Raw genomic sequence first — 11,577 nt, 5'->3', positions numbered from 1 at the left:
AAAAAAATAAGAATCTCCTGTAGAAAATCAGGTATAAAAACACTGATTTCTACAGGAGATTCTTATTTTAAGATTTAGAAGCTAAAAATCGGTATTAACCGACAGCCCCTCTTTCATTATCTGGTTGACTCGGTTAGAATCAGCGCGTTATAATAAGCGGAGACAGTTGGAAGGAGGCACCTTTAGGGGACATCGGTGAAATATATGGAAAAATCAAGCAAAAATCAAGAAGAATTGGAAAAAGAGCAGCAGTCCGTTGCTGCAGAGAGAAAAATAAATGACGGAGAAGACGAGCGCGAAAAAGCATACTATGAGAAGCGCCCGAATCTGAAAGGGAAAGGTCCGTCCAAAATACGGGAACAATTTAGCAGAGGTATGACGAGTTTTCTCGTAATTGCAGCTGCAATTTTGTTCTATTTTGCGTTGTTGAGAGTAAGCAATCTGTCCAGCGTAATTGGTAAGATTGTGGAAGTATCGAAACCGATCATTTACGGATTGGTTATTGCCTATTTATTGAATCCATTGTGTAAGCAAATTGAAAAATTACTGCAGCCACTTTTAAAGATTTATACAAAGAAGCAAAAAGCAATTGAGAAGATTAGCAGAACAACAGGAATTATTGCTTCAATTTGCATCGGCCTTACGATAGTGGCAACGCTTTGCAACATGGTAATTCCGGAGCTTTATACAAGTATCCGCGATATGGTTTACACACTTCCGGATCAGTTGAATGAAGGACTTGCATGGCTAAATGAGATTCAGATTGATGATTCTACAACAGGAAAAATTTTCAATCAGGCTTTGCGGGAGGGAACAGAAGCACTGCAGAATTGGCTGAGGACAGATCTTCTAAGTCAGACGAATATCCTTATGAGCAATTTAACATCAGGAGTCATTAACATTGTGAATGAAGTGATGAATGTTTTGATTGGGATTATTGTTTCTGTATATGTATTATTTAGTAAAGAAAAATTCAGCGCGCAGGCAAAAAAGGCGGTTTACGCATTAATGACACCTCCGCATGCCAATCTGACACTCCATATTGTTACAAAAAGTAATCAGATTTTTGGCGGCTTCATGATCGGAAAGGTAATTGACTCTATGATCATAGGGGTACTTTGTTACATAGGAACAGCAATTCTGAAAATGCCATATGCATTGCTTGTCAGCGTGATCGTAGGTGTAACAAATGTGATTCCATTCTTTGGACCATATATCGGAGCAATTCCTTGTATTATTCTGATCGGGTTAGCAGAGCCGTTAAAAGGTTTGTATTTTGCTATTTTTATTTTGCTGCTGCAGCAGTTGGATGGGAATGTGATCGGACCGAAAATTCTCGGAGATTCTACAGGTTTGTCAGCTTTTTGGGTTATTTTTTCTATCTTGCTTGGCGGAGGACTTTTTGGATTTATCGGAATGGTAATGGGTGTTCCGACATTTGCGGTCATTTACTATATTGTTGAGATGCTGATTAATTATAAATTAGAGAAACGGAATCTGCCGACAAGAACGCAGTGTTATGATAATAAGAGTTATGTAACAGATGATGGGACATATGTACCGGTAGAAGAGCAGGAAGAAGTACAGCAGGAACAGGAAAGAAATTAAGCATGAAATAGAGCTTGTTATGCAAAAGAAATAAGGATGTGGTAGAATGTGGTTTTTATTTGCGATCTTGTCAGCAGTGTTTGCGGCGCTCACGTCGATATTGGCAAAGATTGGTATTAATGGAGTCAATTCCAATCTTGCCACAGCAATCCGAACAGTAGTAGTGGTATTTATGGCATGGGGAATGGTGTTCCTAACGAATGCGCAGAGCGGAATTTCAGAAATCAGCAAGAAAAGCTGGATGTTTCTGATTTTATCCGGTTTGGCAACAGGGGCATCTTGGCTGTGTTATTATAGGGCGCTTCAGATTGGCGAAGTGTCAAAAGTTGTGCCCATTGACAAATTAAGTATTGTAATCACACTGGTTCTGGCATTTGTCTTTTTGCATGAAACATTCACAGCAAAATCGTTGATTGGCTGTGTACTGATTTGTGCCGGAACATTGCTCATGGTGTTATAAACAAATGAAATAACACATAAATGCGAGCAGGAACAGATGAGGTAATAAAATATGAAAAGACAGATTCAAATGACAAAAGAAGAAATGCTGACCTTACTTAAAGGAGATGTGATACCGGCTCTTGGTTGTACAGAGCCGGTTTGTGTTGCGCTCTGTGCGGCAAATGCCGGAAAAGTTCTGGGAGAAATGCCGGAACAGATAGAAATCAGGGTAAACGCAGGGATTTACAAGAACGGTATGTCAGCAGGAATTCCAAACTGCAAAGAAGTGGGACTTCCCTATGCGGCAGCACTGGGAGCAGTTCTGAAAAATCCGGAAAAGGGACTGGAATTATTAGAAGATGTCACGAATGATACACTGAAACAGGCATTTGAACTGATTGAAAAAAATCAGGTACATGTTAAAGTTGCCAAGGAGGAGAAGAGTATTTTTGTGTGTTGTGAAATGACTTCCGGAAAAGAAACATCCAACTGCGAAATACGAGGTGCACATACAAACGTAGTGTACCTTGCGAAAAATGGCAGATCAATTCTGGAACAGGCAGTGAATGGAAGTACAGGGGGAGAGAATCCACTTGTGGAGAAGCTCTGTCAGATGCGGATTTCAGACATGCGGGATCTGGTTGACACGGTAACGGAAGAAGAACTGCATTTTTTGCTTGATGGTGTGGAAATGAATGAAAAACTTGCAAAATATTCTGAGACAGAGAAAGCAGGTGTTGGGATTGCAGATGCATTTCGCTCAGAAGAAAAGGGGACTGGAGAAATATCAGGGAAAGCTCTTCTTGGGAATGACCTGATGGCGCGGATCATTACGAAAGTTGCTTCAGCGGCAGAGAGTCGTCTCGATGGCTGCCCGCTTCCTACGATGAGTAGTTCCGGTGCGGGAACAAAAGGTCTGGTTGCAATTCTGCCGGTAAGTGAGACGGCGATGGCGGTTGGAGCATCACCGGAGCAGGAGGTGCGCGCACTTGCGCTTTCTCATCTTGTGAATCGTTATATCAATGCAAAGATTGGAAAATTATCACCGATGTGTACTTGTGTAATGGCAGCATCAACAGCAGCGGCGGCAGGAATGGCATATCTTTTCGGAGGGACAAATGAGCAGATCGGATATGCGGTTCGCAATATGACAGGAACGGTAACCGGAATGCTCTGCGACGGCGGAAAGGTAGGATGTTCCATGAAAGTAGCAACAGGATCGACGGCAGCACTCATGTCAGCAATTACCGCAGTTTATGATGCACCGCTCAGGGCAAGTGATGGTATTTGCGGAAATACTCCGGAAGAATGCATTTCTAACATGGCGCTTATTGGGAAAAAAGGTATGGCAGATACGGATACTGTAATTTTGGAAATTATGGAAGCGAAGTCATAGCAATTATATATGGATAAAAAAGGAAAACGACTATGGAAATCAGAAGAGCAGAAGAAAAAGATATTAAAAAAATAAAAGAGTTACTAAGTCAGGTGTTGGATATCCATGCAAATCTGCGTCCGGATATTTTCATTCCGGGAACAACCAAATATACTGATGAAGAATTAAAAGTAAAAATTACGGATGAGCAAAAACCTGTTTATGTGGCAGCTGATGAGAATGATGAGGTGCTTGGATACGCATTTTGTAAAATTCAGGAACCGATACAGTCTAATAATATGATTCCGTTCCGGATTTTGTATGTGGATGATCTCTGTGTAGACAGTACAATTCGGGGAAAACATATTGGCAGACAGTTGTTTGAATTTGTTAAACAGGAGGCAAAACGCCTGGAATGTTATGAAGTGACATTAAATGTGTGGGAAGGCAATGAGAGTGCGAAGCATTTTTATGAAAAAATGGGAATGAAACCAAAGAAAACGCACATGGAACTGATTTTAGAATAGCGGTAAATAAAATAATTTTTCTTCCTTGTGTTTTTGTGTGTTCAGGCGTATACTTGTGATTCAGACACGAAGTATAGAAATAAAGGAATGAGAAAAATGAGTTATGTATTATTGAATGTATCAATTGCGTTGTTGGCAGGTCTTCTGATGACGCGAGTATTTACGAAAATGAGACTGCCGGATGTGACAGCGTATTTGATCGCAGGTGTATTGATTGGACCTTACTGTCTGGGAGGGCTTGGAATTCACGGGCTTGGTTTTACTTCTATGCATGAGGTAGAAATGCTGTCACTTTTATCAGAAGTAGCGCTTGGATTTATTGCATTTTCTATTGGAAATGAATTTCGGCTTGGGGAGATCAAACAGATTGGAAAACAGGCGTTTTCCATTGGGATTATTCAGGCAATCGGTGCAACGATCTGTGTTGATGCAGCGCTATTTGCGGTGCATTTCATGATGCCGGATAAGCTGACACTTCCACAGGTCATTGTACTTGGGGCAATTGCAACAGCAACGGCTCCGGCAGCTACTTTGATGGTTGTGCGTCAGTATAAAGCGAAGGGACCTTTAACAGATCTGCTGCTCCCAATTGTTGCACTTGACGATGCGGTTGGTCTAATTGTATTTGCCGTCAGCTTTGGAATAGCAAAGACACTTATGAGCGGAGTTGTGGATTTTGTTTCAATTTTTATTAACCCGCTTGTTGAGATTACACTGTCGATTTTGTTTGGAGCAGTTATGGGATGGATTCTGACACAGATGGAAAAAATGTTCTATTCAAATACAAACCGTTTGAATATGACAATTGCATTTGTGTTTCTGACGGTTTCCATTTCCATGATTCAATTTGAGATTGGACCGGTACATGTTGGATTTTCTTCACTGTTAGTCTGCATGATGCTTGGAACCGTTTTCTGCAATACATGCGATCTGTCGGAAGATCTTATGAAAGCGGCAGATAAATGGACTTCCCCGCTATTTGCAGTGTTTTTTGTTATCAGTGGTTCTGAACTGGAACTTGGTGTATTTGGAGATTGGGCGATTGTTGCCATTGGAATCGTATATATTGTCTTTCGTTGCATTGGAAAATATTTTGGTACATATATCAGTGCGCGCGCGACGAAGTGTGCGCCGCAGATCTGTAAATATCTTGGAATCACGTTGTTCCCGCAGGCAGGAGTTGCGCTTGGAATGTGTGCAACAGCGATGCAATTAGGGGAAGAAGGCGCTCTGATCAGAAACATTACACTGTTTGCAGTACTTGTTTATGAAATTGTCGGACCGCTTATGACAAGAGAAGCTCTGGCAGCTGCAGGAGATATTAAGCCAAAATCGGAAGAAGTAATTAAGCGCCGTGCAAATAAACTTGCAGCGGTTGGCTCGCCGGAGGCAGCGGAAGCAGAAGCGCTTGCGGAAGAAGAGATGAAAGAAGAAGCAAAAGCCTGGGCAGCTGAACAGAAGAGGATTGCGCAGATGGAACGACATGGCAGGAAAGAAGAATCACAGAATCAAAAGAAAAATCATTAAGCAAAAAGCGGCGATAAGCAAAAAGCTGTAACAAAAAGAGCTCTTGCAGACAGATCGGTCAGATCTGAAAGCAGGAGCTTTTTTTCGGTAAGAGAAAGTTTCAGCTTGCGGTGATCAAACATTCTAAATGGAGCACCGATAGATGACATATGCAAACCATTCTCCGGGATAAGGAAGAAGATCCAGAGCGCTTTCTGCGGAATCTTTAATATCTTCACAGACAATTTCACACTGTACGTTTGCAAAATGGTTTTCGTGCATACGAGCTGCAATTTCCGGCAAATACACGGTCTCGGCTCCGGGGCTCTGGTGTTCTGCATAAAACTTCCGGACAGCCTCGAACCCTTGAGACGCTTCTTGGATGTGCAGAAATGCATTGAAGAGTGCGCCGTCTGTTTTTAAGATGCGTGCTGCCTCACGGATTCCGTGTTCTGTACTGTCAAGCATATTAGCGATGCCGAAAAATGATACGGTGCGGTCTGCACAGTGAGACTTCAGGGGCAGATTCGCTGCATCGCATGCGATAAAATTCGCCCGAAGTTTAGGATTCCTCTTTTTTAATTTCAGGCGGTCGTACATGAGCACCTCAAAGCTCAGGTCTGTGGCGATGAGGCGTAAGGAGGCGTCCGCGCATGCCGCGAGCGCAGTGAGCAGCATTCCTCTTCCGGAGGCAATATCAACAACTACTTTATCTTTCAGAGGACAAATTTCCCGGATAAACTGATTGAGCACAAGTTGCTGAAGTTCTTTTTCACGGGAAGATTTCATTTGTTCAATGTGGGCATCATATGCCTCATAATCCATTTCTTTGTATGCTTCACTCCACTGATTTATGAGAGACTGTTCTTCAGAACAGAAGTCTACAACGCCATTGCGTATAGAAAATCTATGACCTTCATTGCAGATAAGCGTGCCTTCGATGATTTCCTCTTCTGACATCTTTGCAGTGCTTAGCGTCAGTTTTGACCTGCAAAGCGGACATTCGATCAGGTTAAGCAGTTCATGATACATAAGTAAATCTCCTTGTCATATTTTTGTTTCTTTTGAAATAATGTATATGATTATTATACTATAGAGCGGTGAGAATGCAATTTAATAAAAAGCCTTTTACATGTTTCCGAAAAAATCCTTTTAAATCGGAACGATATTTGCTACAATAACAGAAGTGAATAGCAATGAGTAAAATCATTTTTAGGAGGAAGATAAATGGACTGGAGAGAAGTTGCAGCGTTGATTTTTGACGATGTAGAGAAAGAGGCAGCAGAGATTGAAGCTGCTTATCCAAGAAGAAACTTAAAAGAGGGGGCATGTGTGACAAGATTCGCACCAAGCCCGACAGGATATATGCATGTAGGAGGACTGTATGCAGCACTTGTTTCATGGAGAATGGCAGCGCAGTCTGACGGTGTGTTTTATTTAAGAATTGAAGATACCGATGCGAAGCGTGAGATTGAAGACGGAATCGGACAGATTGTTTCTGCTTTACATCAGTATGGGATTGAGTTTGACGAGGGACCTTTTGAACCGGAAAGAGGCGTTTATGGTCCGTATATTCAGAGTCACAGAAAACAGATTTATCGTGCCTATGTGAAACGTCTGATGGAAGAAGGCGGAGCATACCCGTGCTTCTGTACAGAAGAAGCGCTTGCTGCAATCCGTAAGGAGCAGGAAGAGAAGAAAGAAGATATGGGTTATTACGGAGAATACGCCGCATGCAGAAAGTTATCTCCGGAAGAAGCTTATGAGAGAGTAAAACGTGGGGATAAGTTTGTTGTGCGTCTTCGTTCCAATGGGGATAAAGAGAAGAAGGCAGTTTGCCATGACCTGATCAAAGGAGATATTGAACTGCCGGAGAACATCAATGATGTTGTGCTCTTAAAGACAGATGGGATTCCGACTTACCATGCAGCCCATGCTATCGACGATTACCTGATGGGAACAACACACGTTATCCGCGGAGATGAGTGGATTTCTTCTTATCCGATCCACGAACAGTTATTTGCAGCATTTGGTTTCCCGCTTCCGGCTTATGCGCATATTGCTCCGATTATGAAGAGCGAGAATGGTTCTAAGAGAAAACTCAGTAAGAGAAAAGATCCGGAAGCAGCAGTGAGCTATTACAGTGAGCAGGGATATCCGAAGGAATCTCTGATAGAATATATGCTGACGATTGCCAACTCTGACTATGAAGAGTGGAGACGTGATAATCCGGAGGCAGATAATTCTGAATTTGAATTCCGACTTTCCAAAATGAGTGTCAGCGGAGCGCTGTTTGACATTGTGAAATTAAATGATATCAGCAAGCGCGTCATTGCAGAGAAGACAGAAGAGCAGTTATTTGAAGAAATCAAAGCCTGGGCAGCAAACTACGATGAGAAACTTTCAGCAATCATTGAAGCCGATGAGGAAAAGTTCAAAGGCAGCATTAAGCTTTGGAAATATAATGGTAATAAAGTGCGCCGTGACGTTGGAAAATGGTCTGATCTGTCAGAAATGTATCCATACCTCTACAATCTGGAGAAGACGATTGATGCCTATGAATTTGACGAGACAAGACCGAAAGAAGACATTATTGAGCTTCTGGACGCTTATCTGGAAGGGTATGAGTTTGATACAGATGCGGAAAAATGGTTTGAAGATGTGAAAGTAATCGCAGGAGCGAAAAACTACTGTGCAAATAAGAAGGAATATAAGGCGAATCCGGAAGCGTATAAAGGAATGATCGCAGACGCCTGCGGTATGCTCCGCGTTGCGGTAACAGGACATAAAAATACGCCGGATCTGTATTCTATTATTCAGTTTGTCGGCAAAGACATTTTTGAAGCCCGTGTGCGTGCCTGCATTGAGAAATTAAAATAATTGAGATATTGTTTTGAAAAAATGCTGTGCAGACACACATTTTCAGAAAATTGCATAAGATATATTGACAAATATAATTTACCGTGGTAAAGTGTAGAACATAGAAAAACCGTTGAGAAAGAGGAGTAAGTGATCAGGCGATATCACAGAGAGCAGCAGATGGTGGGATTGCTGTATAGAGCAGATGACTGAATGGACTTTCGAGGGCAGCTTGAACAGATGAGATTTCATTTAAGTAGACGCTGACGGGAACCGAACCCGTTACCAATTAGGAATGTATGTTAGTACATGAGAGAGTGGACAGATTGTCAAGTTGAGTGGTACCGCGATAATAAGATTTTATTACCGTCTCAGGCGAATAGCCTGGGGCGGTTTTTTCGTTGTATCGACCATTGACAGCCCCTTCTGAACTGACATGAATCAGAGAGTGAGGCATAGAACTCTTTGGTTGGCAAAACGCGAAAATGCAGAATAAAGAAGGAGAATGAATTATGAAGAGAAAAGTAACAGCAATTTTATTGGCAGCAGCATTCACAATGGGAGTATTCACAGGGTGCGGAAATGCAAAAAATGAAGCAAAGGGCAGTCAAAGCAAGGCAGAAGAATATCAGATCGGAATTTCACAGTTTGCAGAGCATGGCTCTCTTGATAATTGTCGGGAAGGCTTTTTGGAAGGTCTGAAAGAAGAAGGAATTGAAGAGGGAAAGAATCTTACCGTTACTTATAAAAATGCAGCAGCAGATATGGGAACGGCAGGACAGATTGCAGATACATTTGTATCGGATCAGGCAGATCTGATCTGCGCCATAGCAACACCGAGCGCTCAGACAGCCTATAATGCAGCCATGGATATGGGAATTCCGGTAATCTATACTGCTGTGACAGATACAGCAGCAGCGCAGTTGACAGATGAGGAAGGAAATCCGGTTGGAGAAGTGACAGGAACGAGCGATCAGCTTCCGATTGAAGAACAATTGAAAATGATCCGAGAGATGCTTCCGGAGGCGAAGACCATTGGAATTATGTATACAACAAGTGAAGCGAACTCTATTTCAGCCATTGAAACTTATGAAAAATTGGCGCCGGAGTATGGATTTACGATTGAAAAGGCAGGTATTACAGCAACAGCAGATATTCCTCTGGCAGCGGAAAGTCTGTTATCAAAAGTAGACTGCATGACAAATCTGACAGACAATACAGTAGTAAACTCGCTTACCACAATTTTAGAAAAAGCAACGAAGAAAAGTATTCCGGTATTTGGAAGTGAGATTGAACAGGTAAAACTTGGATGCCTGGCAGCAGAGGGACTGGATTATGTGGAACTTGGCAAGCAGACAGGACGTATGGCAGCCAAAGTGTTGAAAGGTGAAGCAAAAGCAAGTGAAATGACGGCAGAAGTCATTGAAGGAAGCAGTCTTTATATCAACACAGAAACAGCAGAAACGCTTGGTATTCAGATTCCGGAGTCACTGAATGAAAGAGCAGCAGAAGTGTTCGAGACAATTTCCAAATAGAAGGGAGAATCTGTAGAAAAACAGATATCGAAGGAATGGGGGACAATCAACATGAATCTGATCATATCAATTCTGGAGCAGGGATTCATTTACGGAATTCTGGCGCTGGGAGTTTATATCACATACAAAATACTGGATTTTCCGGATCTGACAGTAGACGGAAGCTTTCCGCTTGGCGCTGCCATTAGTGCGGCAATGCTTACGCGGGGACTTAATCCATTTTTGACACTATTCATATCTTTTGCAGCAGGAGCAGCTGCAGGAATCTGTACAGGACTGATCCATGTGAAATGCAAAGTGCGGGATCTGCTGTCCGGAATTATTATGATGACAGCGCTCTGGACGATCAATCTCAGAATTGCAGGGACGTCAAATGTTCCGCTGTTTTCGCAGAAAACCATTTTTTCCAATGAATTGCTGAACAAGATTGTTCCGAAAGGATTACTTCCGTATCGCACATTGCTTATCATTGTTATCATCGCAGTGATTGCAAAAATCCTGCTTGATCTGTATATGAAAACCCGTTCCGGATACCTTCTGCGGGCGGTTGGTAACAATGAAACGCTTGTTACATCCCTTGCAAAAGATGCAGGTAATGTGAAGATTCTTGGACTTGCGATTGCCAATGGACTTGTGTCAATGGCTGGATGTATTTTCTGTCAGGAGGAAAGAGTTTTTGAAATTTCTATGGGTACCGGAGCAATTGTGATCGGTCTGGCAAGCGTGATTATCGGAACAAGCCTGTTTAAAAATATATCGTTACTTCAGACAACAACAACGGTTCTGATCGGTGCAGTGATCTATAAAGCCTGTGCAGCGCTGGCAATCCGGAATTTTGAGCCGCAGGATATGAAATTGATCACAGCGGTACTGTTTCTTGTGATTTTAATCATTAGTATGGACAGAAAGAAGAGGGTAAAGAAACATGCTGGAGCTTAAAGAAATTGACAAATATTATAATCCGGGAACATTAAATGAGATGTGCCTTTTTGAACATTTTAATCTGCAGATTGAGGATGGAGAATTTGTTTCGGTTGTCGGAAGTAACGGTTCCGGTAAAACATCTATGTTAAACATTATCTGTGGAAGTATTCCGGTGGAATCCGGTAAAATTTTTATAAATGGGAAAGATATTACAAAGGAAAAGGAGTTCCGGCGCAGCCGCAGAATTGGAAGAGTGTACCAGAATCCGGCGCTTGGAACTTGTCCGGACATGACGATTTTGGAAAATATGTCGTTGGCAGATCATAAAGGAAGTTTTTTTGGACTGCAAAGAGGAACAAACCGAAAGCAGATAGAACATTACCGGGAATTGCTTCGCCAGTTAAATCTTGGACTGGAACAAAAACTGGATACAAAAGTAGGAGCGCTTTCCGGGGGACAGCGTCAGGCGATGGCGCTTTTAATGTCTACTATGACGCCGATTGATTTTCTGATTTTAGATGAGCATACGGCAGCATTAGATCCAAAGACAGCAGACTTAATTATGGAGTTGACAGATCAGATTGTGAAAGAGAAGCATATCACAACGATAATGGTTACTCATAATCTTCGTTATGCGGTGGAATATGGAAGCCGCCTTTTGATGATGCATCAGGGGCAGTGTGTGTTAGATAAAAAAGGTAAGGAAAAGGCAGTTCTTACGATTGATGATATTCTAAAACAATTTAATGAGATCAGTATAGAATGCGGGAATTAGACAGAAGCAGTGAAATTTTTGGTGCAT

10 protein-coding genes and 1 other annotated feature are annotated in these 11,577 nt (G+C 42.1%); of the genes, 9 read left to right on the top strand and 1 reads right to left on the bottom strand.

All coding sequences use genetic code 11. The features are described from left to right. Positions 1 to 204 precede the first annotated feature (204 nt). The 5 genes from DWX73_RS04805 (at position 205) to DWX73_RS04785 (ending at position 5,478) form a co-directional block, all read left to right on the top strand. Positions 205 to 1,608, top strand: a complete 1,404-nt coding sequence (locus DWX73_RS04805) for an AI-2E family transporter (RefSeq protein ID WP_118347373.1) — start codon at positions 205 to 207, stop codon at positions 1,606 to 1,608. A 46-nt stretch (positions 1,609 to 1,654) separates the two neighbouring features. Further along, positions 1,655 to 2,068: an EamA family transporter gene (locus DWX73_RS04800; RefSeq protein WP_118347371.1), complete on the top strand. Its 414-nt coding sequence runs from the start codon at positions 1,655 to 1,657 to the stop codon at positions 2,066 to 2,068. Positions 2,069 to 2,119: 51 nt separating this feature from the next. After that, positions 2,120 to 3,445 carry an L-cysteine desulfidase family protein gene (locus DWX73_RS04795; RefSeq protein WP_242996629.1) on the top strand — a complete coding sequence of 442 codons (1,326 nt, stop codon included), beginning with the start codon at positions 2,120 to 2,122 and terminating at the stop codon, positions 3,443 to 3,445. Positions 3,446 to 3,477: 32 nt separating this feature from the next. Then, entirely contained in the window at positions 3,478 to 3,951 is a 474-nt protein-coding gene (locus tag DWX73_RS04790) for a GNAT family N-acetyltransferase (RefSeq protein ID WP_118347369.1), read from the top strand. 96 nt (positions 3,952 to 4,047) lie between these two features. Further along, a complete protein-coding gene (locus tag DWX73_RS04785; RefSeq protein WP_118347367.1) occupies positions 4,048 to 5,478 on the top strand; it encodes a cation:proton antiporter in 1,431 nt (476 codons plus the stop codon). A gap of 123 nt (positions 5,479 to 5,601) precedes the next feature. Here DWX73_RS04785 and DWX73_RS04780 read toward each other — a convergent pair whose 3' ends face one another. Next, entirely contained in the window at positions 5,602 to 6,489 is an 888-nt protein-coding gene (locus DWX73_RS04780; protein WP_118347365.1) for a methyltransferase domain-containing protein, read from the bottom strand. Positions 6,490 to 6,684: 195 nt separating this feature from the next. On the opposite strand from DWX73_RS04780, the gene gltX reads away from it, so the two are divergent. The 4 genes from gltX to DWX73_RS04760 all read left to right on the top strand — a co-directional run bounded on the left by gltX (position 6,685) and on the right by DWX73_RS04760 (position 11,550). Beyond that, a complete protein-coding gene (gltX, locus tag DWX73_RS04775) occupies positions 6,685 to 8,337 on the top strand; it encodes a glutamate--tRNA ligase (RefSeq protein WP_118347363.1) in 1,653 nt (550 codons plus the stop codon). 103 nt (positions 8,338 to 8,440) lie between these two features. Then, positions 8,441 to 8,693: a binding site (T-box leader), on the top strand. A gap of 135 nt (positions 8,694 to 8,828) precedes the next feature. After that, on the top strand, positions 8,829 to 9,851 hold the full coding sequence (locus DWX73_RS04770) for an ABC transporter substrate-binding protein (RefSeq protein WP_118347361.1): 1,023 nt from the start codon (positions 8,829 to 8,831) through the stop codon (positions 9,849 to 9,851). A gap of 51 nt (positions 9,852 to 9,902) precedes the next feature. Next, complete coding sequence (locus DWX73_RS04765; protein ID WP_118347359.1) at positions 9,903 to 10,790, top strand: ABC transporter permease; 888 nt, start codon at positions 9,903 to 9,905, stop codon at positions 10,788 to 10,790. After that, positions 10,777 to 11,550: an ABC transporter ATP-binding protein gene (locus DWX73_RS04760; protein ID WP_118347357.1), complete on the top strand. Its 774-nt coding sequence runs from the start codon at positions 10,777 to 10,779 to the stop codon at positions 11,548 to 11,550. The genes DWX73_RS04765 and DWX73_RS04760 overlap by 14 nt, the downstream gene beginning before the upstream one ends. Positions 11,551 to 11,577 lie beyond the last annotated feature (27 nt).

Origin of the sequence: Coprococcus sp. AF21-14LB, from assembly GCF_003458885.1 — a bacterium.
Taxonomy (GTDB): domain Bacteria; phylum Bacillota; class Clostridia; order Lachnospirales; family Lachnospiraceae; genus UBA9414.
The sequence above is the reverse complement of the archived record's forward strand: the minus strand, read 5'-3'. Positions and strand labels throughout refer to the sequence as shown.

Excerpts from the sequence above, each read along its gene's own strand:
- DWX73_RS04805 (WP_118347373.1), top strand. The coding sequence starts at position 205 with ATGGAAAAATCAAGCAAAAATCAAGAAGAATTGGAAAAAGAGCAGCAG.
- DWX73_RS04800 (WP_118347371.1), top strand. The coding sequence starts at position 1,655 with ATGTGGTTTTTATTTGCGATCTTGTCAGCAGTGTTTGCGGCGCTCACG.
- DWX73_RS04795 (WP_242996629.1), top strand. The coding sequence starts at position 2,120 with ATGAAAAGACAGATTCAAATGACAAAAGAAGAAATGCTGACCTTACTT.
- DWX73_RS04790 (WP_118347369.1), top strand. The coding sequence starts at position 3,478 with ATGGAAATCAGAAGAGCAGAAGAAAAAGATATTAAAAAAATAAAAGAG.
- DWX73_RS04785 (WP_118347367.1), top strand. The coding sequence starts at position 4,048 with ATGAGTTATGTATTATTGAATGTATCAATTGCGTTGTTGGCAGGTCTT.
- DWX73_RS04780 (WP_118347365.1), bottom strand. The coding sequence starts at position 6,489 with ATGTATCATGAACTGCTTAACCTGATCGAATGTCCGCTTTGCAGGTCA.
- gltX (WP_118347363.1), top strand. The coding sequence starts at position 6,685 with ATGGACTGGAGAGAAGTTGCAGCGTTGATTTTTGACGATGTAGAGAAA.
- DWX73_RS04770 (WP_118347361.1), top strand. The coding sequence starts at position 8,829 with ATGAAGAGAAAAGTAACAGCAATTTTATTGGCAGCAGCATTCACAATG.
- DWX73_RS04765 (WP_118347359.1), top strand. The coding sequence starts at position 9,903 with ATGAATCTGATCATATCAATTCTGGAGCAGGGATTCATTTACGGAATT.
- DWX73_RS04760 (WP_118347357.1), top strand. The coding sequence starts at position 10,777 with ATGCTGGAGCTTAAAGAAATTGACAAATATTATAATCCGGGAACATTA.